The organism is Thioalkalicoccus limnaeus, from assembly GCF_041197575.1.
GTDB classification, from domain to species: Bacteria; Pseudomonadota; Gammaproteobacteria; order Chromatiales; family Chromatiaceae; genus Thioalkalicoccus; species Thioalkalicoccus limnaeus.
On sequence record NZ_JBDKXB010000012.1, the window covers coordinates 59,749 to 82,530 of the forward strand.

Consider the following 22,782-nt stretch of genomic DNA (forward strand, 5'->3'; position numbering starts at 1 on the left):
ATGCGTGGTACCCGGCGAGCGATGCAGACCACCGCTGCCATGCGCGTGATCGGCGCGGCCTTCGTGTGCGTCCTGCTGTCGGTCCCGGCCCGGGCCGACTGTCCGCTGGTGCGGACGGTCCCGTTGGCCGATCTGCGGGCCGGCCTGATCGCCGAAGGCCAGGCCGTCGTCGTCGAGGCTGTCGTCACCGGTGCCTTCGCCGGTCGCGAGCGGCTCGGCGGTTTCTTCATTCAGCAGGGGACGCCGCCCGTCGGTTCGTTCGTTTATGCGCCGTCCTGGTCGGGACCGGTGCCGCGGCGCGGTCACCGAATCCAGGTGGATGGGCGCTTCGTGCGTTTCCGCGGCCGAGGGCAGATCAGCCAGGTCACCGACATCCGTGATTGCGGCAGGGTAGGGCTGCCCGACCCGGTCGACCTATTTGTGCCGGCCGATGCGAAGCGGTTCGTGGATCATCTGGATGTCGAGGTTCGGTTTCCACAGGTGTTGACCGTGACCGGGAACCAGGATCTCGCGCGCTACGGCACCCTTGCCCTGTCCGCCCATGGACGCCTGTTCCGTCCGTGGCTGGGAGCCGTCGAGCCCGCCGAGGATCGCTCGGCTCATCGCATCTGGCTCGATGACGGCCGTTACCGGATGCATCCGGATCCGATTCCCTACCTCGATGGCCAGGGGACCCGCCGCACCGGCGATCAGGTCGTCGGGTTGACCGGTATCCTGACCCACGCCTTCGGTGCCTATCGTGTTCACCCGACCGAAGCGCCGCGCTTCATCGCCGCGAACCCGCGTCCGCCGCCACCGCCTCCGCCTGATCAGGCACGCCGTCTCGCGGCGGTCAACCTGGAGAACTATTTCGTCACGCTCGGCCAGCGCGGGGCGTCTAGTCGCACCGAACTGGCTCGTCAGCGGCGCAAGTTGGCCGCTGTGTTCGATGGCCTCGACGCGGATTTGATCGCCGTCAGCGAGGTCGAGAACCGCCGCGCGGCGCTCCTGGACCTGGTGACACAACTCAACGCCGGGCTTCCGTCGAGCCGTCAGTACCGCGCGCTCGAGCACCCCTATCCCGGTGACGACGCGATCAAGGTCGCCCTCCTGTATCGCCCGGATCGGTTGACCTGGGTCGGGTCGGCGGCCGATGCGGATCCCGTGCACCGTCGGCCACCACTGCTCGGATGGTTCCGCGCGGCCGACGAGGGTCCGTTGCTTGGCATCGTGACGGTCCATTTCAAATCCAAGACCGGCTGTCCCGAGCGCGATGACCTGGATCAGGGCCAGGGCTGTTGGAATCGGTTGCGGACCGCGCAAGCTGAGCGCCTGGTCGCTTGGCTCGCCAGCATACGCAAGCCGGGGGATGCAATCACGGTCGCCGGCGACCTGAACGCCTATCCGGGCGAGGCTCCAATCAGGTTCCTCGAAACCGCGGATTTGCGACACTTGATCGCCGACCATTGGCCAGCGTCTCAGCGCTACACCTACGTCTTCCGCGGCGAGGCCGGCCAGCTGGATTACCTGCTCGGTGACCATCAGACGGCCGCGCAGGTGTTGCGTGGTGGGATCTGGCACATCAATGCCGACGAGCCGGCGTTTCTCGGTTACCAGGGCCGCCGGCCGGCGCACGGCCCGTGGCGCTCGTCCGATCACGATCCGCTGTGGGTGGACCTCGACGTCGGGGGTGATCCGCGGGTCGATTGACGACCGGGCGCGAGTGCCCGGCCGGTCGCGCGGCGCTGACCCTGTTTCGCGATGAGGGCAGTCGGCCTCCAGCCGCGCGAGGCTCTTTGGGGTTGAAGGCCGGCCGTGGGCGCGCTACGCTTGCGCCTTTTTTCAGGTGTCGCAAAGCCCTTGACCGAGCCGATCCTGGCGTTGGATTTCGACGGTGTCATCTGTGACAGCGTCGAGGAGACGGCGATCACGGGGTGGCGTGCCGCCGGGGCGATTTGGCGCGATATCCGCGGCACCATGCCCCCGGCCGACCTGCTGGCCGGCTTCCGTCGCGCCCGACCGATCGTCGAGGTCGGCTATGAAGCCATCCTGATGATGCGGCTGTTGCGTGATGGCGAGGATCCACGGCACCTGTTGGCGACCTTCAGCGAACGGATCCCCGAGGTCGTCGCGCGTGCTGGCATGGACGCGGCAGGTCTGACGGAGCTCTTCGGGGCGACCCGTGATCGCTGGTTGGCGGCGGCGCCGGATCGTTGGGTGGCCGCCAATCCCTTCTATCCCGGTCTTGCCGGCCGACTCGTGGCGCGGCTGTCGCGGGCGAGCGGGCCGACCTGCTATATCGTGACGACGAAGCAACGGCGCTTCGTCGAGGTCTTGTTGAGCGCGCGTGCCGTTCCTTTCCACGCCGAATGCATCCATGGCCTCGAGGCCGGCCGTCCGAAGGAGGCCGTGCTGGCCGAGCTCGTGGAACGTCACCCGGGGCGACGGGTCTGTTTCATCGAGGACCGGTTCGCGACGCTCGAACGTTGCCTGAACGCCAGGCTGCCGAGCGCGGTCGAGTACCGGTTGGCTGGCTGGGGCTACAACACGATCGCCGAACGGCAACGCGCCAGATCCCTCTCGCTACCGATCTGGGCGCTGGCCGACCTATTGCATTGTCTTGATCAGGAGAGTCACCTTGACCAGTGAACGCTACACCCTCAACGCCCAGTTGGCCCAGATGCTGAAGGGCGGCGTCATCATGGACGTCACCACGCCCGAGCAAGCCCGTATCGCCGAGGAGGCCGGGGCCGTCGCCGTGATGGCTTTGGAACGGGTGCCGGCCGATATCCGGCGCGAGGGCGGGGTGGCCCGGATGTCGGACCCTGCGATGATCAAGGAGATCAAGGAGGCGGTCTCGATCCCGGTCATGGCCAAGGCCCGGATCGGTCACTTCGTCGAGGCCCAGCTGCTCGAGGCGCTGAAGATCGATTACATCGACGAAAGCGAGGTCCTGACGCCGGCCGACGAGGAGTGTCATATCGACAAGAGCCGTTTCTCGATCCCGTTCGTCTGCGGCGCGCGCAATCTCGGCGAGGCTTGCCGGCGCATCGCCGAAGGGGCGGCGATGATCCGCACCAAGGGCGAGGCCGGTACCGGCAATGTCGTCGAGGCGGTGCGGCACATGCGGACCATGAACCGCGAGATCCGCCAGGTGCGCGACATGGCCCTCGAGGAGCTGACCGGGTTCTGTCGTGATCAGGGCATCCCCTACGAGGTCGCGCTCGCCGTGCGCGAGGCTGGGCGCCTGCCGGTCGTGAACTTCGCCGCTGGCGGCCTCGCGACCCCGGCCGATGCGGCGCTGATGATGCAGCTCGGCTGCGATGGCGTCTTCGTCGGATCCGGTATCTTCAAGTCCGGCGACCCGGCGCGGCGCGCGCGCGCCATCGTGCAGGCGACGACCTATTTCAACGATCCGCAGAGGCTTCTCGAGGTCTCGATGAACATCGGCGAACCCATGGTCGGGATCGAGATCCCAACGATCCCCGAGGCCGAGCGCTTGGCCCAGCGCGGCTGGTAGTCTCCGCCTGGCCGTGAGCGTGATCGGGCTTCTCGATTTGCAAGGCGGGGTCGTCGAGCACCTCGACCATCTGGACCGGCTCGGGATCGCCGCCCGTCGCGTGAAGAAGGCGGCGGATCTCGATGGCCTGTCCGGTCTGATCATCCCCGGCGGCGAGAGCACCTGCCTCGGCCGCTTGCTGCGGATCACCGGCCTCGACCGGACCATCGTCGCGCGCCATCACGCCGGCTTGAAGCTCTGGGGTACCTGCGCCGGGGCCATCCTGCTCGCGCAACGGGTGGTCGGCGGGGAACCCTGCCTGGCCTTGCTCGATGTCGCGATCCAGCGCAACGCGTTCGGCAGCCAGATGGATAGCTTCAATACCCTGGCCATGGTGCCGGCCGTCGCCTCGACCCCCATTCCACTGACCTACATCCGCGCACCGAAGATCAGCGATCTGGGCGCCGGTGTGCGCTCCCTGCTCGCGGTCGACGACTATCATGCCGCAGTCGAAGACGACGTCATCCTGGCGACCGTCTTTCACCCCGAATTGACGCCGAGTCTCGCCTTTCACCGCTACTTCGCCCACAAGTGCGGCATCCTGACGGCCGATGGCGACGAGGCGGGCTGGCACCCCGAGGACTGGACTCGCTACGCACCGCTGCCGCATTGAACGAATCCGCCGGCGGCCATGATGGCCGACGGCCTGTTCCGTCGCGCGACCGGCCGGTGGGGCCCGGCGGGCGCCAGGGCCGGTCCGTGGTCGGACCCGGCGCGTCGGTCAGTAGGTCCGGCGTACATCGAGGATGTCCGGGATCTGCCGAAGTTTCAAGAGCAGCCCATCGAGCTGTTCGTTGTCGTGAACCTCGACCGTGAAACGCATGCTGGCCGTGTCGCGGCGGCGATCGGTGCTGGTCGTGACGCTCAAGACATCGGTATCGGTGTCCGAGAGGACCGAGGACACATCGCGCAAGAGCCCCTTGCGATCGGCGGCCAGGACCTGGATATCGACCGGATAGCTGGCGCCGGCCGGTTGGTCGGCCCAGCGGACGCGGATCAGGCGCTCGGCCTCGGCGGCGGGCAGGTTGCGGACGTTCGGGCAATCGCGTCGGTGGATCGTCACGCCACGGCCGCGGGTCACGTAGCCGACGATCGGGTCGTGCGGCACCGGCTTGCAGCAATGCGCCATCTGCGTCAACAGATCATCGACGTCTTCGACGATGACCTCGGCCCGGCTTTCGGCCGATCGGGGGCGCGCCTTTGGCGCGACGGCCGGCCGGTTATCGGTGTCGCGCCGCTCCTCGGTCCGCGGCTCGCCGACCTGACGGGCGACCGGACCGACTGCCAGGTCGCCTCGACCGATCGCGGCCAGCAGGTCATTGCCCGTCTGCAGGTTGAATCGCGTAGCGAGTTGATCGAGGTGCGCCTTTTCGGTGATGCCGAGCCGGCTCAGCTCCTTGTCGAGGGCGGCGCGTCCCTGGCCTAGGTGTTGGTCGAAATCCAGTTGCTTGAACCATTGCCGCACCCGGTTGCGGGCCTTGGCGGTCTTCAGGTAGCCATGGTGCGGGCTCAACCAATCGCGGCTTGGCGCGGCCTGCTTGTGGGTCAGGATCTCGACCGTGTCGCCGCTTTGCAACGCCTGCGTCAAGGGGACGATGCGTCCGTTGACACGTGCGCCGCGGCAACGATGGCCGATCTCGGAGTGGATCGCATACGCGAAATCCAGTGGGGTTGCGCCCTTCGGTAGCTCGATGACCTTGGCCTGGGGCGTGAGCACATAGACGTGGACCGGTTCGAATTCGGCCTTGAAACGCTCGACGAAGTCGCCACCGTCCTCGCCTTCGTGCATCAGCTCCAGCCATTGGCGCATCCAAACGACGCGGCGCTGGACGACGGCATCCGGCCCGCGATTCTCCTTGTAGGCCCAATGCGCGGCGACACCGAGCTCGGCATGCCGGTGCATGTCGAACGAGCGGATCTGAACCTCGAGCGGCTTGTCCTCGGGACCGATCACGGCCGTGTGCAGCGATTGGTACAGATTGCCCTTCGGGGTTGCGATGTAGTCGTCGAACTCCTTCGGGATGTGTCGCCAGAGACCGTGGACGATGCCGAGCGCCGCATAGCAGGCGGCGACATCCTCGACCAGCACCCGCACCGCGCGCAGATCGAAGATCTGCTCGATGCCGAGGTTCTTGCGCTTCATCTTGCGCCAGATGCTGTAGATGTGCTTGGGGCGCCCGGTGATCTCGGCGCGCAGGCCCGCCTCCTCGAACTTGGCGCGCAAGGTTTCGATGACGCTGGCGATATAGGCCTCGCGTTCGGCACGGCGGCCACCGAGCAGCTTCGCGATCCGTTGGTATTCGACCGGCTCCAGGTAGCGGAACGACAGATCCTCGAGCTCCCACTTGATCTGCCAGATACCGAGCCGATTCGCGAGCGGGGCATAGATGCGTTGGGTATCCAGTGCGATCTTGCGCCGCCGTTGCTCGTCCAGCGCCTTGACGCTGCGCATCAGGTGGACGCGCTCGGCCAGCACGATCAAGACGACTCGGACATCCTTTGCGATACCGAGTAACAGGCGCCGCAGGTTCTCTTCGTGCTGCGCCTGATCCTTCGCCGCGATCATCACGTCGGCGTTGGCGATCTGATCGATCCGGGCCAGGTCGCCGACCATGCGGCCGATCGTCGGCCCGAAGCGCTCGCTGATCTGGGCTTCGGTCAGCTCGGGTGGGGTCAGGCAGCCGTTCAGGAGCGCGCCGATGAGGGTTTCGTGATCGAGGCGCAGCTCGACCAGGATGTCGGCGGTCGCGAGCAGGTGGTGGATCAGACCCTCGCCGGTGTCCAGGATCTGGTCGCCGCGGTGGCGAACGAGCAGCGCACAGGCACCGGCGATCGTCTTCAGGTCCTCCGCTGAATAATGAGGACCGAGCTGGTCGAGCCAGTGCCGGATCGCCAACTCCTCATCGGGGTTGTGCCGCGGGCGTTGGTTGCTATGCGTCACCATCGGTTCCAATCCGCTTGGAGAAAACCCATCGCTCGGCGACGATCGACCGAGGCGGCCTCGGGTTCGGGCTGATCGCGTTACGATCCGGTGCCTTCAATCCAACACATGGCTGACCAGCCCGTCGGCGAGCTTGGGCTCGAACCAGGTCGACTTCGGCGGCATCAGGGCACCGGCCTCGGCCACCGCGATCAGGTCCTCGATCGCGGTGGGGTAGAGCGTCAAGGCGAGACGCATCTCGCCGCTGTCGACCCGCTCGGTCAGGCCGTCGAGGCCCCGCACGCCGCCAACGAAGTCGATGCGCTCGTCCCGACGCGGGTCCGTGATGCCGAGAATCGGGCCGATCAGCCGCTCCTGCAACAGGCTGACATCGAGTCGGCCGACCGGATCCTCGCGAGGGATGGCCGCCGGGTCGATGGTCAGCCGATACCAGCGGCCATCCAGGTAAAGGCCGAATTCCCCGTGGCCCGCGGGGACGACGGGGTCCGCGCTTCGTGCGACCCTGAACGCCGCCGCGAGGCGATCGAGGAATGCGTTGGGCTCGAGGCCGTTCAAATCGCGGATGACCCGGTTGTAGGCGAGGATCTGGACCTCGGCGGCCGGGAAGGTCACCGCGAGGAAATAGTCGGCCGATGCCCCCGTGCTGGCCGAAACGGCGTGACCGCGGCGGGCCGCCGAGACCCGCGCGGCGGCCGCGCACCGATGGTGGCCGTCCGCGATGTACAGGGCCGGCAGCGCCTCGAAGGCCGCGGTCAGCCGCGCGATCGCGTCGGGGTCGGTCACGGACCAGAGTTCATGATCGACGCCGTCGCCGGCCTTGGTCACGACCTCGGGTGCGCCGCGGCTCGCTTCCTCGATCGCTCGATCGATCGCCGGCACATCGGGATGGACCAGGAACACCGGCCCCGTCTGCGCGTTCAGGGCCTCGATCTGACGGACCCGGTCGTCTTCCTTGACGGGTCTCGTCAGTTCATGGCGTTGAATGCGATGGGTTCGATAGGCCTCGACCGAGGCCGTCACGACGAGTCCGGTCTGCCGGTGACCACCGAGCGTCAACCGGTAGACGTAATAGCGGGGACTCGGGTCGCGGACCAGGACCCCGGCCTCGAGCATCGCGGCCAGATTCGCACGGGCCTGGTCGTAGACGGCAGCGTCGTAGGGGTCGGTATCCGCGGGCAGGTCGACCTCGGCACGCGAGATGTGCAGAAAACTCCATGGACGGCCTTCGACCATCGCACGGGCCTCGGCGGCGCTCATCACATCGTAGGGTGGGGCGACCACCTCGGTGGCCCGCCCCGGTGCCGGGCGCAGGCCGGCAAAGGGCTTGATCAGAGACATGGTCCTTGTTTTCCGTGGGTTCGGTGTCGGGGCATCTTGGCAGGTCGGCCGACCTGGATTCCGCGGCCCTTGGCTGCCGCCGTGGGTCGGTCGGTGCCCACCCCGCTCGACCGTGCGTTGTCGTCCAATGGTATCAGGAAGCCCGCGGACGGTCGAAGCCGCACAGCCATCGATCCCCCGGGTTGCGCCTCAGTCGGCGCGCCGCAGCGTGTGCAAGGGTGGACGGATCAGCAGCGGATAGGTGGCCAACACGCCGGCCAGCCCGATCAGCAGACCACTGCCGAGCACGCCACCGGTCCACAGCCAGGGGTTGAACGCGAACTCGAGGCCGAACACGCGGGTCGCCAACAGATAGCCGGTCAGTTCCGCGGCGATCGAGGCCAGCAAGCCGGCCACGAGACCGGCGAGCGTGAATTCGACGGCCAGGCTGCCCAGCAGTTGGCGCCGGCCGCTGCCCAGTGTGCGCAGGATGCCATGTTCGATGCGCCGATCCGCGAGGCTCGCCTGGATCCCCGCGTACATTACCAGGAGGCCGGCGGCGAGCGTGAAGAGAAACACGTACTCGACCGCTAAAACGCCTCGATCGATGATCTGACGGACCTGATTCAGCAGCGCATCGACGTCGATCAGGGTCACGCTCGGGAACTGCCTCACCAGTTCCGGCACCAACCCCTCGCGCTCGCTGGACAGGTGGAAACTGGTGACATAGGTGCCGGGCTCGTCGCCGAGCAAGGACGGTGGCGCGATCACGAAGAAATTGACGTTGAAGCTATCCCATTGCACCTCCCGCAGGCTCGTTACCGGCGCGCGGAGCTCGCGGCCCGCGACGGCAAAGGTCAGTTCGTCGCCGAGCCGAATCCCGAGGGTCTCGGCGAGACCCTGCTCGAGCGAAAACTGCGGCGGTGCCTCCGGCCCCGTCCACCACTGGCCGGCCAGGATCCGGTTGTCGGCTTGCAACCGTTCGGCATGGCTCAGGTTGAACTCGCGTGTCGCCAGTCGCTCGGCCCGCGGGTCGGCGAACTCCTCGGGCACCACCGGCTGGCCATCGATCGCGACGAGGCGTCCGCGGATCATCGGGAAGAGCCCCGAGTCGCGGATGCCGCGCTCGGCGAAGAAGGTCTCGATGGCCGCTACCTGGTCGGGTTGGATATTGACCAGGAACCGGTTCGGGGCATCATCTGGCAGGCCTTGTTGCCAGGTGTTCAGCAGATCGACGCGTACGACCGCAAGCAACAGCAGGGCCAGGATGCCGAGGCCGAAACCGGTGATTTGAAACAAGGCGCCGACCGGGCGGCGGGATAACCCGGCGAGCCCCAAGCGCCATATCCCGGTCGCGCGATACGACAGGGCGCGCGCGACGCGGACCAACGCCCAGACGGCCAGGGCCAGACTCGTGAGGGTAAGGATGACCCCGCCGAGTACCTGCCAGGCGAGACGAGGGTCGCCGGCCTGCCAGAAGATCAGCGACACCATCGCTGCCGCCGCGGCGGCTACCGCGATGCCCGCGGATAATCGCGGTGGACCCAGGTCGCGACGCAGGACGCGCAATGGCGGCACGCGGGCGAGCTGGAGCAACGGCGGCAGCCCGAAACCGAGCAAGGCGATGAGGCCGGTGCCGATCCCGAGGACCAGCGGGCGGAGCGATGGCGGCGGCAATTCGGTCGCGAAGAGCTCCGCGAGTACCTGCGCCAATCCAAACTGGGCGAGGTAGCCGAGCAGGCTGCCGACGAGGCTCGCGGCCAAGCCGAACAGGACCAGCCGCAGCACGAACAGCCGCGTCAGCAGGTGGCGTGGGGCGCCGAGGCAGCGCATGACGGCAACGGCATCGGTTTGGCGCTCGACCATCCGGCGGCTGGCCAGTGCGATCGCGGCACCGGCCACGAGCAGCGTCGCGAGCGTCGCTAGGTGCAGGAAGCTCGAGGCGCGCTCGACCGCGCCCTCGAGCTCGGGCCGGGCGTCGCGTGCGTCGACGAAGCGGGCACCGTTCGGCCCGTGAGCCACTGCCCAGGCGCGGAAGCGGTCGACCCGATCGGGTTCGCCGGCGATCAGCAGGCGATGTTCGACGCGACTCAACGGCGTCACGAGGCCGGTCGCGGGGATGTCGGCGAGGGAAATCAGGACGCGCGGGGCCAGCTGGAAGATGCCCCCGCCGCGGTCGGGCTCATGGGCGAGGACCTTGCCGATGCGGACCTCGAGCTCACCCAACTGGACGAGGTCGCCGGGTGACGCGCGCAGCAGATACAGCAGCCGCGGTTCGACCCAGGCCTCGCCGGGCGGTGGTCCGGCCGACGCGATCTGCTCCGGCGCCGCGAGTGACGCGCGGACACGTAGTTGGCCGCGTAACGGATAGGCCGATTCGACGGCCTTCAGTTGGATCAGCTGCGGACCTTCGTCGCCGATGATGACCGTCGAGAACTCCAGGGTCTTCGCTGCGGTCAGCCCGAGCTCGTGCGCCTTGTCGAACAGCCCTTGCTCGATTGGGCTGCGGGTCTCGATGACCAGATCGGCGGCGATCAGCTCGCCGCCTTGACCGGCCATAGCCCCTGCGACCCGGTCCGTGAAGAACCCGACGGCCGTGATGGCCCCGACCGTCAGTACAACCGCCGCGGCGAGCAGATGGAGTTCGCCGCTGCGCCAATCCTGCCGCAACAACCGCAACGCGATGCGCCAGAGCTTCATGATCCTGCCTCCAGGCGGCCGGCGTGCATGATCAAACGCCTATCACAGCGCTCGGCCAGGAGGCTATCATGGGTGACCAGCACCAGTGCCGCGCCGGCATCGTGACGAAGGGCCAGCAGCAGATCGATGATGTGCTCCCCGGTCCCGAGGTCGAGATTGCCGGTGGGTTCGTCGGCGAACAGGATCGCCGGCCGCGGTGCGAAGGCCCGTGCGATGGCGACCCGCTGCTGTTCGCCGCCGGACAATTGACGCGGGAAATGTTGGGCGCGTTCGGAGAGTCCAACGCGGTCGAGCGCCTCGGCGGCGACCCGGTCCGCATCTTGCGTGCCACCGAGTTCGAGTGGCAGGAGCACATTTTCGAGCGCCGTGAGCGTCGGCAAGAGTTGAAAATTCTGGAAGACGAAGCCGACACGTCCGCTGCGCAGCGCGGCGCGCTCGTCTTCATCGAGGTCATCGATTCGCTGGCCACACAGCCAGACCTGGCCGGCGCTGGCCGTGTCGAGGCCGGCGAGCAGCCCGAGCAGGGTCGATTTGCCCGAACCCGACGCGCCGAGGATCGCGATCGCCTCACCGGCTTGTACGGCCAGATCGCAGCCGTCAAGTATGGTCAAGCGTCCGCCCGGACCGTTAACATCCTTGCCCAATCCAATGGCCCGCGATACGACCGGGCCGAGTGCTTCTGACATGCTCCGTTTACTCCTGGTCACTGTTTTGCTTGCGACGCCCGCGATCTCCCATGCCGACGAGGCGCCGGTTCTGCTCGTACTTGGCGACAGCCTGAGTGCCGGCTACGGGCTGACGCTGGAACGGGGTTGGGTGGCGCGTCTGGCCGAGCGGCTCGCGGACACGGATGCTCGATACCGCGTCGTCAATGCCAGCGTGTCGGGCGAGACGACCGCCGGCGGTGTCACCCGGTTACCATCGTTGCTCGAGCGGGAAGGTCCCGCCCTGGTCATCATCCAGCTCGGCGCGAACGACGGTCTGCGGGGCTTCCAGTTCGACGTGATCCGGGCGAATCTGAGCGAACTGGTTCGGCGCTCACGGGAGGCGGGTGCCAAGGTCCTGCTCGTCGGCGTCCGGCTTCCGCCCAACTACGGTGCGGCCTATACGCAGGGCTTTCAAGACGTGTTCGTCGAGGTCGCCGAGCGTGAGCAAGTTCCGCTGGTGCCTTTCCTGTTGGCCGGGGTCGCCGAACGCTGGGAGCTGATGCAGCCGGACGGTTTGCACCCGACCGCCGAGGCCCAATCGCAAATCCTCGACAATGTTTGGTCGGGACTCGCCCCGCTGATCAACGCGGCCGATTGACCCGGCTGCTTCAGACCTCGGAGTCGCTTATGCCATCGATCACGATCGTCGGGTCCGGTTTTGCCGGATTGACCGCTATCAAGACGCTACGTTCGACAAGTCACCGGATCGTCGGCAGTCGGCTGGCGCTGAAGCTCGTCAGTCCGCGGCCCGAATTCGTCTACTACCCCGGGCTTATCTGGGTGCCGTCCGGGCGCCGCACGGCCGAGGACCTGAAGTTGGATCTGACGCCATTCTTCGAGAAGATGGGGGTCGAACACATCGCGGCCGAGGCCATCGGTCTGCGCGACGGTGGCCGCGTCCTGGAAACGACCGCTGGCGATGTGCCGAACAACGGCCTGATCCTTGGAACGGGCGGGCGCTTCATCCGGAAGCTGCCCGGGATCGAGCACGCGATCATCCCCTGTGCCGATATCGCGGCCGCCGAACAGATCCGCGATCGGCTGCGCGCGATGGAGGGTGGCACCATCGCGATGGGTTTCGCCGGGAATCCGCACGAACCCAACTCGATGCGTGGCGGACCCATCTTCGAATTCCTGTTCGGCATCGATAGTCAGCTCCGCGCCGAGGGCCGGCGCGAGCGCTTCGAGCTCGTCTTCTTCACGCCCGCCGAACGCCCTGGCAACCGACTCGGGCCGAAGGCGGTCGACAAGCTGCTCGCCGAGATGCGCCGACGTGACATCGCCACGCACCTGGGGCATAAGCTCAAGGGTTTTACCGCCGACAAGGTGATGACCGAAGGCGGTGAGTTTCCGGCCGATCTGATCCTGTTCATGCCTGGTCTGACCGGCAATCAGTGGTTCGACAATACGGCGTTGCCGCGGTCACCGGGCGGGCTCGTGCAGGCGGATGCCCATTGCCGCGTAACGGGCTTCGAGCGTGTCTATGTCGCCGGTGATTCCGGTAGCTTCCCGGGCCCCGAATGGATGCCCAAACAGGCGCACATGGCCGACCTCCAAGCCGAGGCGGCGGCCCTGAACCTGATGGCCGAGCTCCGCGGCGGGGCGCCGACCCACACCTTCAAGGTCGAGCTTCTGTGCATCGTCGATGCGTACGATCGCGGTATGCTGGTCGGGCGCACCGAGAAGCACAATTTGGTCCTGCCCTCGCTACGCCTGTTTCATTGGCTGAAACACCTGTTCGAATGGTGGTACCTGCGCAGCTACCGTTAGATGGGTGTTGCTCTTGGATTTTGCGTAAGAAACGCGAAAGAGATCCGAATGAAGAAAAAGCGCAAGCCGCGTTCGGTGCCGCGAAAGGGCGCTGGATCGACGCTCTTGCCGACGGCGCTGGCCGATCTTGCTCGGCAGGACCTCGAAAGCGGCCGTTATCGCGAAGCGATCGCGCATTACAAGGGCCTACTCAAACAGGCCGATGCCGAACCGTCCTGGCGCACGGGGCTGGCCGAAGCCTATGCCGGTCGGGTCGGGGACGCGGGGCCGTAGATGGTGCCGCCTTCGGCGGCATAGGCGCGCAGCAGCGCGACGGCCTCGGTGCGCATCAGGTCGCGCGTCACGGCGATGCCGCGTCGCGCGTAGCCGGCGACCCAATCCGGCGGCTTGTGACCCTCGTCGAAGCCGATCGCGCGCACGTCGGCATCGCGGGCAGCGCAGACCAATCGGTTGATGCCTGACCAGGGCAGGGCGCCCAGGCACATCGCGCAGGGTTCGGCGCTGCTGACCAGCACGCAGCCGCCGGGCACGGCCGCGCGGAGATCGTGGTGACCGACTCGCTGTTGGGCCTTGCCGATCGCCACCATCTCCGCGTGCGCGATCGAGCAGCGAGATCCCTCGACGAGGTTGACGCCGACCGAGATCAGGCTCCCGTCGACGGCCGCAAAGACGGCCGCCCCGAACGGGCCGCCGGTCCTCGCCCGCAGGTGCTCGGCGGTCAGGTCCAGTACCAAGCGCATCCGATCGCTGTCATCGACGCACCTGTGCGAGCGGCCGGCCAGAAAGGACGAGAACCAGTCGGGGCATTCGATCTGGATCGGGGCTGTCAGCGCGCCCAGGTCACTGTCGATCATCGTCGCCATCGCCGCGTCATCCTCGCCGAAATTGGCTCATGACCGCTTGTCGGGGACGGTCGGATCGAGCCAGATCCGCCCGTCGGCGATCTCGATGCGGTAGGTCGCGATCGGCGCCGTCGCCGGTTCTTCGAGCGGCTCGCCGGTCGCTAGATTGAAGCGACTACCATGCAGGGAACACTTGATTCGGTCCCCATCGAGACAACCGTAAGAGAGCGGGTAATCCTCGTGGCTGCACAGATCCTCGACCGCGAAGACCCCGTTGGCGGTCCGGGCGACGATGACCGATCGCCCGTCCACGTCGACTTTGCGGAACTGCCCGATCGGGATCTCTTCGACGAAGGCGACCGGAACGAAGGGCTTTTCCATCTCGGGCCTCCTAACGGATCCGGCGCGCTGCGGCGCCCGAGTCGAGGACGGTGCGAATCTGTCCGGCCCCAGCGCTCGGCGAGTCGGCGCGACCCAGGTGCCACAAGGCGAGAGACCCGGCGAAGACCAGGCTGTCATAGGTTGGTCCCGGTTGCCCCTCGAGCGCGGCCAAGCCGACCGCGGCTGCGGCCCGTGCGGTGGCCGGCACGTCGACCGCCACCGCGATCTCATCACCCGGGCGCGGGGCCTTCGGCAGATCCTCAGGCAAAGGCACGGAGCGCACCGACTGGTCGATGCCAACCGTGACCGGGTCGATGTCGAAGGCTTGCTCTTCGCCCTTCTGTTGGTACGCAAAACAGACGCCCGGTTGGCGCAGCGACGGGATGATGCCGCCCTCGACGCCGCGGACCAGCAGCGCGGAGTCGAACCCGGCGTGGCGGGCGAGCAGGGCGTAGATACGCGGGTAGGGTTTGTGCACGTACCCGGTGATCAGGTGGGTTCGGTGCCGACCTTGGATCGGTTTGGCCAACACCTCGGTCGTCGTGACGGCCTGGCGTTTGACGATGGTCGCGCGCAGGCCGACCAGCGCATGGAGGGATGGATTGACGGCGCGCTGATCCAGGTAGGCCCAGCCGAGCTCGGGGTTGGCGAGGCGGGCGGCCCCTTCTTCGGGGGACAGGTCGACATCGACGCCGGCCGCAGCGAGCACGTGCCGGTGCGTGATGCCGAACTTGGGGCCGACGCGGTCCAACCCATGGGTCAAGGTCGGGATGCCGCAAGCGGCCAGCACCGCTGGCAGGAAGGGCGCGGCGGGTAGACAGCGATTGTAGCCGTCGTAGGGGTCGGCGATATCGACCACCTCGTCGACATCCGCGACCACAGTGCATGTGGTCTCGCGCACCGCATCGAGGATGCCCTTCAGTTCATCGTCGGTCTCGCGCTTCATCCGCAGCGCGATCAGGAAGATGCCCGCCTGCACCGGGTCCACCTCATTCGCCAGGATCGCCGCCATGCCGATCCGCGCCTCGTCGAGCGACACATCCTTGCTCAGTTCGGGGCCGGTCGCGATGCGTTGGATAATGGAACGCATCATCAACCGGACGTCTTCATTCGTTGCGCCCGCGAAATCAGTCATGCTTCCCCCTCCGGGATAGGGCCACTCCCTGATCGAGTGACAATCAGGACGCAAGGGTCGGGGTCGCAAGCCCGAAAGTCAACCGGGACGCGGCGGCGGGGGCGGGCAGCAATGGCCATCGGCCTTGCCGTGAGCGCCGGCCGCACATTGTTCCAAGTCGAGGATCGCTCATGCCCAACCGTTTCTCGTTTTACCGCCTTCTGTCGTTGGCCCAGCTGAGTCTGTTCGGGTTCGCCGTCGCCAGTATGCCTTTGTTGTTGGCGCTGATGACGGCGCTGATCTCGGTCGATCGGTTGACCTTTCAGGGGCAGCACGCGGTGCGGGAAGCGGCGCAGGCGATCCAGCTCAGTCGCGAACTAGCCGAAAACGCGACCAACCTGGAACGTTACGCGCGCCAGTACCAAGTCTTGGGTGATGCGGAGTTGCTCGAATCTTACCGGGTCGAGAAAGAACGGTTTTTCGATATCTTGAGGCGTATGGACCGGTTGGACCGGAACTGGCTTGGCGGTGAGACCCTCGCGCACCTCGAATCCGATGCGCATCATGTGTTCAACGCGTGGGAAGGGGTCCATTCGGGCGATCTGGCGCCTGATGAGGCCCTGCAGGGGTTTCTGTCGATCGCGCGTCAAGTGCGCAACCTATTCATGGACAGCGTTCGTGCCGTACCCCGCGAGATCGAGGTGATGCGCGAGAATGGGGAACAGGTGCGTGAGCAGCTTCTATGGCAGACGGCAGCCCTGATCCCGGCGGCGTTGATCTTGGCGGCCTTTCTTGGTGTCCTGATCGCCAAGCCAATGCGCCAACTCAAGGACGCGATCGAGTCGCTCGGTGTCGGTCGCTTCGACCGGCCGATTGATGTCAAGGGGCCGAACGATCTGGCCGTTCTCGGTCGTCATCTCGATAGGTTGCGCATGCGCCTGGCCGAGCTCGATGAACAACGGACTTTTTTTCTGCAGCATGTCTCCCATGAGCTCAAGACGCCGCTGACGAGCATCCGCGAGGGGGCGGAAATCTTGACCGCGGGCGTCGTCGGCCGACTGGACGTGCAACAACAGGAGATCGCCGAAATCATCAAGGCCAATAGCCTATCCTTGCAGGAGATGATCGAGAGCTTGCTGCGTGGAGGGCAGGTCGATAACGGCGGCCTGGTCGTTGCCATGGAACCACTGGCGCTCGATGACCTGATCACCGACCTGGCGAAACAGCACGAACTGGCGGCCCGGGTCAAGGATGTTAAGCTGGATGTGACCCGGGCCGAGGTGACCTTGTGTTCGGATCGGGATAAGTTGAGAACTTTGTTGGACAACCTGCTGTCAAATGCCGTCTCGTTCACGATTCCGCGTGGCTGGGTTCGGATCGAGACGAGGGTCGACGGAGACCAGGTCATCATAGAGGTTCGAGATCAGGGGCCAGGCATAGCTCCCGAGGATCGCGAGCGCATTTTCGAACCTTTTTTCCAGGGGAAGAACCGGGCCTCGGGCCCAAACGGTGGCACCGGTCTCGGCCTTTATATCGCCTACCGCTATGCCGATGCCCTCGGGGGTCATTTGGACGTAGCCGATTCGGACGAAGGTGCCTGTCTGCGGCTCCGTCTGCCGAAAGGACGGGAGCGCAAGCGCTGTCCCGGCGGTGTTGAAAGGGGCTTGCCTCGTTGAACATGAAAAGTTCAGTCGTGATGCGATCAGTTGCCGTTGCCCTCGTGGTAGTTAGCCTCGGCTTGTTGTCATGTGTGCAGACCAAGGCGCCGAGGGGCGCGGCCTGGATCCATGAGGCCGAGTCTCTCGATCACCTGTTCTCCGAGCTGGCGGTGCTCAATGAGGCGGGCCCGGATGCGTTGCGCCAGGAGGCGAAGGGCTTGATGCAGCGGGAACCGATTCCACTGCTGCCGGTGAGCCTGATTCTCGCTCTACTCGGCCAGGAGGCCGACCGCAACCAGGCCCGGCGAGCATTGCGGCAGTACCTGACGGGATCGGATGTCTCACCCGCCAACCGCTTGCTGGCAGCCCTGGTCGAGGACCAACTGCAGGCCATCGCGCGGCTTCAGACACAGCTGAGCGAGGCCGAGCAACAGCGTATCGAGCTCGTGCGCGAACTCGAGCAACAGCGTATCGAGCTCGTGCGCGAACTCGAGCAACAGCGTATCGAGCTCGCGCGGCAACTGGAGGAACTGAAGGCGATTGATCAGGAATTGCGTGATCGAAACCGGATCCTCGATATGCCGGTTCCGGAACGTGAGTGACCTATGAACGACGGTGCACGAATCCTGTTGGTCGATGATGACCCGTCGCTCCTGCGGCTGCTCTCGATCCGTTTGAGCGCCGCCGGGTATCAGGTCAAGTCGGCTGGCAGCGGGGAACAAGCCTTGGCTGTTGTACCCCAGTTTCAGCCACGTCTGGTGATCACGGATCTCCGGATGGATGGCCTCGATGGGCTGGCGTTGTTCGATTCGATTCAACAGCAATTCCCTGGACTTCCAGTGATCATCTTGACCGCTCACGGGACCATTCCCGATGCTGTCGAGGCGACCCAGCGGGGTGTCTTCGGTTACCTGACCAAACCATTCGACGGTCAGGAGCTGTTGTCCGCAATCGAACGGGCGCGTCGGCTCGGGGGCGGATGGGACACGGCTGCCGACCAGCTCGAGGATTGGCGGGCGCCCATCACGACACGCAGTGCAGCAATGGAGGAGGCCCTTCGCCAAGCCTATCTGGCCGCGGGCACCGATGCGAACATCCTGATCCACGGCGAGAGCGGTACGGGTAAGGAATTGTTGGCCCGGGCGGTCCATCGTGCGAGCCGCCGGGCCGGCAACCTGTTCATCGCTGTCAACTGCAGCGCGATTCCCGAAGCGCTGCTGGAATCGGAACTCTTCGGTCACAGCAAGGGTGCCTTCACCGGCGCTGCACAGAACCGCAAGGGGCTCTTCGAAGAGGCCAACGGCGGTACGCTGTTTCTCGACGAGATCGGCGACATGCCCCTGCCATTTCAGGCCAAATTGCTGCGCGTGTTGCAGGAGAGGGAAGTCCGCCCGGTCGGGGCGAATCGACCACAGTCGGTCGATGTCCGGATCATCTCCGCGACCCACCGAGATCTCGATCAGGCCATGGTCGACGAGACATTTCGCCCGGACCTCTACTACCGGCTCAACGTGGTGCGTCTGGAGTTGCCGCCGTTGCGCGAGCGTCGCGAAGATGTGTCGCTGTTGGCCAATCGGTTTCTGGGCGAGGCCAATGCCCGCAACGGACGGCAGGTCGAGGGGTTCGCGCCCGAGGCGATGGAGCTGCTCGTGTCGGCCCCATGGCCGGGGAATGTTCGGCAACTGCAGAACGTCGTCGAGCAGGCGGCCGCCTTGTGTACGACTCCGATCATCCCGGCGGGTTTGGTACAACGGGCGTTGCGGCAGGATCTCAGCCGCATCTTGCCGTTGGCCGATGCCCGTGACAAGTTCGAGCGGGAATACCTGACGGATGTCTTGCAGATCACGGAAGGAAACGTCAGTCAAGCCGCGCGCCTCGCTGGTCGAAACCGGACGGAATTCTACAAACTGCTGCGTCGCCACTGTCTCGAACCGGAGCTCTTTCGTTCACAGGGGGACGATTGAGCGACCGCAAATCGACGCCGATGTCGTTTCCCGTCGCCCGAAAGGGCGGAACGTGCAGGCGGAGTGGCCACAACTCGGATTGGTCGGTATCGGCCAGTGCGATGCGTTCCGATCGTTCCGCGGCGCGCGGGGTATTGAAAACGATAACGTCTCGCAATATGATCTGGGTCACTGCAAGCCATCAGTCGGCGAGGCCGCTTCTTGAGGATGATCGAGATTCGCCATCGAATACCTGGCCGGTTGCGGCTCCATGTGGCCAACTTGGGCCGGGATTGGTGTCGTTACGAGCCGCTGCTGGCCGATCTGCGAACGCGAGACGGCATCGAACGCGTGCGCGCCAACCCGGCCTGCGATGCCCTTGTGATCCTGTTCGATACGTCCCGATTGACGGACGATCAGGTTGTGCGGATCGTCGAGGCACCGCTGCAACGGGATGGTGGTCGATCCCTGGTGCCAAAAGCGGGACCGGGCGGCCGAGCATCAGTGCCGGTCGTCGCCTCGTCTTCGGTCAAACCCGTGCGGTCCGCTCGCCAGACCTCTTGGTCTGCGTTGATCGAACGGCTCGGTCTGAGACCCGCGGTTGTTCCGCCAGAACGGCCGTCATGGTTGTGTCGGGTCAATCTGCGGGTCACCCGGTGGATGCTCAGAACCTCGTTTCGTGCCTTGTGGTACGAGCAGGTTTCCGTTTCGTCCCCGGGGCCTGGTGCGGACAAGGCCGCGCAGCCCCATCCAGGGCTGGCCTGGCTCTACCAGGTGTCGCAACCCCTGTTGCGTGAGCCGTCCAAGACCGACATGGCCGCCTGATTGGCCGTTCCCGGGCACTCCTGTCCCCGGCGCTTCCGCTCGTCGCCTTCGAGTCGCGTCATCGTGGCGGCTTTGCTGGTGATTCGTCGTCCCTGGCTGGCCGTGGCGGCAGCGCCCTGATCCAACGCCGGCGCACCGTCCGACAGGACGGGTGCCTGTTGGCGGAGAACCGTGAGACCATGCGCTCACCCGGTGCACGTCATGCCAGGGCACACTGGTGTGGCGCCTGATCGAATCGCGTGGGTCACTCGACAGGCCGTCGCACCTCTCCGTCCCTCCTGTCGGAACGGATCCGATGCTACATATCTTGCTCCTCTTGCTCGTCTGTCAACTCGTTGGCGAGGTTGTCGTGCGAGCCGCCGGGATCCCATTTCCCGGACCGGTCCTCGGAACCATGCTGTTGCTCCTCCTGCTCGTGCTGAGGCGAGATATCCCGGCGCGGCTCGAGCGACTCGCCGACGGGATCCTGTCCCACCTGTCGCTGCTCTTCGTCCCGGCCGGGGTTGGCGTCATGCTGCACCTCGCGCGCATTCAGACCGAATGGCTGCCGCTCCTGATCAGCCTGGTCGTATCCACGACGCTGACGTTGGCCGTGACGGCCTTGGTGTTCCTCGGTGCGATGCGATGGCTCCGGCTCCATGATACGGAGTCCGGAACGTGATCGACGCGGCAAGCGATGGGGAGCAACTGGATCTGTTGTGGGTCTATCTGCAACAGGAGCCGCTCTTCTGGCTGACGGCGACATTGGCGGCCTACGCGATCGGACACGGGTTGCAAAGGGTCAGCGGGGGGACGCCGCTGGTCAACTCGGTCGTCATCGCGATCCTGCTGCTGGTCTGTCTTCTCACGCTGACCGGCACCAGTTATGCGACCTATTTCGACGGCGCGCAATTCGTGCATTTCCTGTTGGGTCCAGCGACCGTGCTGCTCGCCGTGCCGCTCTATCGCAACCGCCATCGGATCCGACGGTTACTGATACCGATGGCGATCGCGCTATTCGCTGGATCCATCACGGCCATCCTGTCGGCGGTTGTGGTGGCCCAACTCCTCGGGGCCAGCCACGAGACGCTGTTGTCGTTGGCGCCCAAGTCGGCGACGACCCCGATCGCGATGGGGATCGCCGAAGAGATCGGTGGCTTGCCATCCTTGACCGCAACCTTGGTGATCGCGACCGGTATCATCGGGGCCATCGTCGTGGCTCCGTTGCTGGCCTGGCTCAAGGTGACCGACTGGGCGGCCTGGGGATTCGCGGCCGGTGTCGCGTCGCACGGATTGGGCGCCGCTCGTGCCTTTCAGGTGAACCAGATCGCGGGGGCCTTCGCGGGCATTGGGATGGGGCTGAATGCGCTGCTGACGGCCGTGCTGGTGCCATTGTTGGCGACCTGGGTTTGACGCCGGGCGCCAGATGCCGACCAAGCGACTGGCTGTCCTGCGCTCCGGGATTTCCGGGTGCCGGTCGCCGCGACCAGCTCGGTTGCCGCTGAGCGCCGCGATCCGCTGGGGTGGGTATCCGCGGTGGCCCGGCGGTGTTCCGTTGGATCGTCGCGCCTGGTGTGCCGTGGGCGCGCCCATTCGGTTATGCTTCGTTCATTGGCCGCCGAGCGGCCGACCGGGAGGCACCGTGCGAGCATAGCGGTGCGGCCGTGGTCCGAGGCGATCTCCTGCCGGGATTCGCGCCACAGGCCGTGCCAACGGTGCTTGCTCTGATCCCTCGTTCGGCTTGCCGCCAGTCGCCGCCATCGGCGCTGGGGGTGGAGCCCGGACAGCTGTCGTTCGATAGCGATAGAAGTTTATGACTGCACGATACCGTTTGTTTTGCGCCTGGATCCTGTTGGTGTCCCTTGTGGCATCCTTCATCGGCAATGTCGCCTGCGCGGCTGGGCAGGCGCTCGACCGTGTCTTGGGGCTGCCCCACGCGAGCCTCCTGGTCGTCGAATCCGGGGCGCCGGTGATCGCCCGCGGGGCCGATCGGCCCATGATCCCGGCCTCGACGATGAAGCTGCTGACGGCGCTCGCCGCCATCGACCGCTGGGGATTGGACCATCGTTTCGCCACCCGCTTCTACCTCAGTTCCGATGACTGGCTGTGGGTCGAAGGTTCGGGGGATCCGTATCTGGTCTCCGAGGAACTCGACCTGATCGTGGCGGCTTTGAAGCGAGCCGGCGTTCGGTCGGTCACGGGCATCGGCATCGATGACGCGCTGTTCGACCGCAACCTCCGCATCCCCGGCCGTTCGAGGAGCGCCAATCCATACGATGCGCCGGTCAGCGCCTTCGCTGTCAATTTCAACACCATCCACCTCCAGGTGACCGGGGCTCAGGTCCAGAGCGCTGAAACACAGACACCCCTGACGGCGTTAGGTCGCGAACTCGGCGCACGCCTCGGCGACGGGTCGCATCGCATCAATCTGCAGGAGCCTGATCGAGCCCTGCGTTACGCGGGCGAGTTGCTGGCGGCCAAACTAGCGGCCGAGGGCATCCTGGTTGGGGCTGGTCAGCGTGTCGGTCCGGTTCCGTCCGGCGCGCGATCGGTGGCGACGCACCATAACTCCCGAGACCTCCGGGGGGTGTTGGTGCCGATGCTCGAGTATTCGAACAACTTCATCGCGAACCAGTTGTTCTTGCTGCTGGGCGCTGACCCGCGGGGCGGATCCCTGGGCATGGCGCGTTCGCAGGCGGCTATGACCGAGTGGGCACGAAACCGTTTTGGCTGGCGCGACTTCACGATCGAGGATGGTGCCGGTCTGTCGCGGGGCAACCGGCTCAGCGCACACCAATTGGCAGATGTCGTCACGGCCTTTCTGCCTTATGTCGACCTGATGCCGGTCCAGCCCGGGAACAGCGCCGTCCGCGCGAAGACCGGGACCCTGACGGGGGTCAGCACCTATGCTGGCGTTATACGGCGCGAGAACGCTTGGTCATCCTTTGTGCTGCTCGTCAATCAGCCGGTCGATCATGGCTTGCGGCGCCAGGTTGCCGACGATTTGGCGCGGATCGAAACCCTCGAGCGGTTCTGTCTTGCTCGACGATGCGATTGACCGCCTGGA

At 65.9% G+C, this 22,782-nt stretch carries 21 protein-coding genes; 14 read left to right on the forward strand and 7 right to left on the reverse strand.

Annotated elements, in window-relative coordinates:
* The 4 genes from ABC977_RS10590 to pdxT all read left to right on the forward strand — a co-directional run bounded on the left by ABC977_RS10590 (nucleotide 1) and on the right by pdxT (nucleotide 4,151).
* Complete coding sequence (locus tag ABC977_RS10590; protein ID WP_369667232.1) at nucleotides 1-1,689, forward strand: ExeM/NucH family extracellular endonuclease; 1,689 nt, start codon at nucleotides 1-3, stop codon at nucleotides 1,687-1,689.
* A 150-nt stretch (nucleotides 1,690-1,839) separates the two neighbouring features.
* Nucleotides 1,840-2,628, forward strand: coding sequence for an HAD family hydrolase (locus ABC977_RS10595; protein ID WP_369667233.1), 789 nt, complete (start codon nucleotides 1,840-1,842; stop codon nucleotides 2,626-2,628).
* The gene (gene pdxS / locus ABC977_RS10600; RefSeq protein ID WP_369667234.1) at nucleotides 2,618-3,499 is read left to right on the forward strand and encodes a pyridoxal 5'-phosphate synthase lyase subunit PdxS; all 882 of its coding nucleotides are present in this window, start codon (nucleotides 2,618-2,620) and stop codon (nucleotides 3,497-3,499) included. The genes ABC977_RS10595 and pdxS overlap by 11 nt, the downstream gene beginning before the upstream one ends.
* Nucleotides 3,500-3,518: 19 nt before the next feature.
* Nucleotides 3,519-4,151, forward strand: coding sequence for a pyridoxal 5'-phosphate synthase glutaminase subunit PdxT (pdxT, locus tag ABC977_RS10605; RefSeq protein ID WP_369667235.1), 633 nt, complete (start codon nucleotides 3,519-3,521; stop codon nucleotides 4,149-4,151).
* Between the two features lie 108 nt (nucleotides 4,152-4,259).
* Here pdxT and ABC977_RS10610 read toward each other — a convergent pair whose 3' ends face one another.
* The 4 genes from ABC977_RS10610 to ABC977_RS10625 all read right to left on the reverse strand — a co-directional run bounded on the left by ABC977_RS10610 (nucleotide 4,260) and on the right by ABC977_RS10625 (nucleotide 11,182).
* Nucleotides 4,260-6,482 carry a RelA/SpoT family protein gene (locus ABC977_RS10610; protein ID WP_369667236.1) on the reverse strand — a complete coding sequence of 741 codons (2,223 nt, stop codon included), beginning with the start codon at nucleotides 6,480-6,482 and terminating at the stop codon, nucleotides 4,260-4,262.
* 93 nt (nucleotides 6,483-6,575) lie between these two features.
* Nucleotides 6,576-7,817, reverse strand: coding sequence for a DUF1015 domain-containing protein (locus tag ABC977_RS10615; RefSeq protein ID WP_369667237.1), 1,242 nt, complete (start codon nucleotides 7,815-7,817; stop codon nucleotides 6,576-6,578).
* A gap of 189 nt (nucleotides 7,818-8,006) precedes the next feature.
* On the reverse strand, nucleotides 8,007-10,496 hold the full coding sequence (locus ABC977_RS10620; RefSeq protein ID WP_369667238.1) for an ABC transporter permease: 2,490 nt from the start codon (nucleotides 10,494-10,496) through the stop codon (nucleotides 8,007-8,009).
* Nucleotides 10,493-11,182 (reverse strand): ABC transporter ATP-binding protein, encoded by a 690-nt coding sequence (locus tag ABC977_RS10625; RefSeq protein WP_369667239.1) that lies wholly within the window; start codon nucleotides 11,180-11,182, stop codon nucleotides 10,493-10,495. Before ABC977_RS10625 ends, ABC977_RS10620 begins: the two co-directional genes overlap by 4 nt.
* Between ABC977_RS10625 and ABC977_RS10630 the strand changes: the two genes are divergently transcribed.
* Genes ABC977_RS10630 through ABC977_RS10640 form a run of 3 tightly spaced genes read left to right on the forward strand, consistent with a single transcriptional unit; the run spans nucleotide 11,181 to nucleotide 13,246 of the window.
* Entirely contained in the window at nucleotides 11,181-11,801 is a 621-nt protein-coding gene (locus ABC977_RS10630) for an arylesterase (protein ID WP_369667240.1), read from the forward strand. The two genes, ABC977_RS10625 and ABC977_RS10630, sit on opposite strands and share 2 nt — an antisense overlap.
* Before the next feature lie 29 nt (nucleotides 11,802-11,830).
* A complete protein-coding gene (locus tag ABC977_RS10635; protein ID WP_369667241.1) occupies nucleotides 11,831-12,973 on the forward strand; it encodes an NAD(P)/FAD-dependent oxidoreductase in 1,143 nt (380 codons plus the stop codon).
* Nucleotides 12,974-13,021: 48 nt separating this feature from the next.
* A complete protein-coding gene (locus ABC977_RS10640) occupies nucleotides 13,022-13,246 on the forward strand; it encodes a hypothetical protein (RefSeq protein ID WP_369667242.1) in 225 nt (74 codons plus the stop codon).
* On the opposite strand, the gene ABC977_RS10645 is transcribed toward ABC977_RS10640, so the two are convergent.
* The 3 genes from ABC977_RS10645 to ABC977_RS10655 are packed head-to-tail and all read right to left on the reverse strand — an operon-like array spanning nucleotide 13,213 to nucleotide 15,331.
* Nucleotides 13,213-13,836, reverse strand: a complete 624-nt coding sequence (locus ABC977_RS10645; RefSeq protein ID WP_369667243.1) for a nucleoside deaminase — start codon at nucleotides 13,834-13,836, stop codon at nucleotides 13,213-13,215. The two genes, ABC977_RS10640 and ABC977_RS10645, sit on opposite strands and share 34 nt — an antisense overlap.
* Before the next feature lie 27 nt (nucleotides 13,837-13,863).
* Nucleotides 13,864-14,196, reverse strand: coding sequence for a Rieske (2Fe-2S) protein (locus ABC977_RS10650; protein ID WP_369667244.1), 333 nt, complete (start codon nucleotides 14,194-14,196; stop codon nucleotides 13,864-13,866).
* A 10-nt stretch (nucleotides 14,197-14,206) separates the two neighbouring features.
* Nucleotides 14,207-15,331 carry an anthranilate phosphoribosyltransferase gene (locus tag ABC977_RS10655; RefSeq protein WP_369667245.1) on the reverse strand — a complete coding sequence of 375 codons (1,125 nt, stop codon included), beginning with the start codon at nucleotides 15,329-15,331 and terminating at the stop codon, nucleotides 14,207-14,209.
* Between the two features lie 170 nt (nucleotides 15,332-15,501).
* Here ABC977_RS10655 and ABC977_RS10660 point away from each other — a divergent pair, with 170 nt between their 5' ends.
* From ABC977_RS10660 to ABC977_RS10690, 7 genes are all read left to right on the forward strand, one after another.
* A complete protein-coding gene (locus tag ABC977_RS10660) occupies nucleotides 15,502-16,986 on the forward strand; it encodes a HAMP domain-containing sensor histidine kinase (RefSeq protein ID WP_369667246.1) in 1,485 nt (494 codons plus the stop codon).
* A gap of 17 nt (nucleotides 16,987-17,003) precedes the next feature.
* Nucleotides 17,004-17,570, forward strand: coding sequence for a hypothetical protein (locus ABC977_RS10665; protein ID WP_369667247.1), 567 nt, complete (start codon nucleotides 17,004-17,006; stop codon nucleotides 17,568-17,570).
* Nucleotides 17,571-17,573: 3 nt separating this feature from the next.
* Nucleotides 17,574-18,932, forward strand: a complete 1,359-nt coding sequence (locus tag ABC977_RS10670; protein WP_369667248.1) for a sigma 54-interacting transcriptional regulator — start codon at nucleotides 17,574-17,576, stop codon at nucleotides 18,930-18,932.
* Between the two features lie 207 nt (nucleotides 18,933-19,139).
* The gene (locus tag ABC977_RS10675; RefSeq protein ID WP_369667249.1) at nucleotides 19,140-19,736 is read left to right on the forward strand and encodes an HMA2 domain-containing protein; all 597 of its coding nucleotides are present in this window, start codon (nucleotides 19,140-19,142) and stop codon (nucleotides 19,734-19,736) included.
* A gap of 295 nt (nucleotides 19,737-20,031) precedes the next feature.
* A complete protein-coding gene (locus ABC977_RS10680) occupies nucleotides 20,032-20,397 on the forward strand; it encodes a CidA/LrgA family protein (protein WP_369667250.1) in 366 nt (121 codons plus the stop codon).
* Nucleotides 20,394-21,128 (forward strand): LrgB family protein, encoded by a 735-nt coding sequence (locus tag ABC977_RS10685; RefSeq protein WP_369667251.1) that lies wholly within the window; start codon nucleotides 20,394-20,396, stop codon nucleotides 21,126-21,128. Before ABC977_RS10680 ends, ABC977_RS10685 begins: the two co-directional genes overlap by 4 nt.
* A 400-nt stretch (nucleotides 21,129-21,528) precedes the next feature.
* Entirely contained in the window at nucleotides 21,529-22,773 is a 1,245-nt protein-coding gene (locus tag ABC977_RS10690) for a D-alanyl-D-alanine carboxypeptidase/D-alanyl-D-alanine-endopeptidase (protein WP_369667252.1), read from the forward strand.
* The last annotated feature ends 9 nt before the right edge of the window (nucleotides 22,774-22,782 follow it).

Coding starts and splice junctions, on each gene's coding strand:
- ABC977_RS10590 (WP_369667232.1), top strand. CDS start 1: ATGCGTGGTACCCGGCGAGCGATGCAGACCACCGCTGCCATGCGCGTG.
- ABC977_RS10610 (WP_369667236.1), bottom strand. CDS start 6,482: ATGGTGACGCATAGCAACCAACGCCCGCGGCACAACCCCGATGAGGAG.
- ABC977_RS10615 (WP_369667237.1), bottom strand. CDS start 7,817: ATGTCTCTGATCAAGCCCTTTGCCGGCCTGCGCCCGGCACCGGGGCGG.
- ABC977_RS10620 (WP_369667238.1), bottom strand. CDS start 10,496: ATGAAGCTCTGGCGCATCGCGTTGCGGTTGTTGCGGCAGGATTGGCGC.
- ABC977_RS10630 (WP_369667240.1), top strand. CDS start 11,181: ATGCTCCGTTTACTCCTGGTCACTGTTTTGCTTGCGACGCCCGCGATC.
- ABC977_RS10625 (WP_369667239.1), bottom strand. CDS start 11,182: ATGTCAGAAGCACTCGGCCCGGTCGTATCGCGGGCCATTGGATTGGGC.
- ABC977_RS10635 (WP_369667241.1), top strand. CDS start 11,831: ATGCCATCGATCACGATCGTCGGGTCCGGTTTTGCCGGATTGACCGCT.
- ABC977_RS10640 (WP_369667242.1), top strand. CDS start 13,022: ATGAAGAAAAAGCGCAAGCCGCGTTCGGTGCCGCGAAAGGGCGCTGGA.
- ABC977_RS10645 (WP_369667243.1), bottom strand. CDS start 13,836: ATGGCGACGATGATCGACAGTGACCTGGGCGCGCTGACAGCCCCGATC.
- ABC977_RS10650 (WP_369667244.1), bottom strand. CDS start 14,196: ATGGAAAAGCCCTTCGTTCCGGTCGCCTTCGTCGAAGAGATCCCGATC.
- ABC977_RS10655 (WP_369667245.1), bottom strand. CDS start 15,331: ATGACTGATTTCGCGGGCGCAACGAATGAAGACGTCCGGTTGATGATG.
- ABC977_RS10660 (WP_369667246.1), top strand. CDS start 15,502: ATGCCCAACCGTTTCTCGTTTTACCGCCTTCTGTCGTTGGCCCAGCTG.
- ABC977_RS10670 (WP_369667248.1), top strand. CDS start 17,574: ATGAACGACGGTGCACGAATCCTGTTGGTCGATGATGACCCGTCGCTC.
- ABC977_RS10675 (WP_369667249.1), top strand. CDS start 19,140: ATGATCGAGATTCGCCATCGAATACCTGGCCGGTTGCGGCTCCATGTG.
- ABC977_RS10680 (WP_369667250.1), top strand. CDS start 20,032: ATGCTACATATCTTGCTCCTCTTGCTCGTCTGTCAACTCGTTGGCGAG.
- ABC977_RS10690 (WP_369667252.1), top strand. CDS start 21,529: ATGACTGCACGATACCGTTTGTTTTGCGCCTGGATCCTGTTGGTGTCC.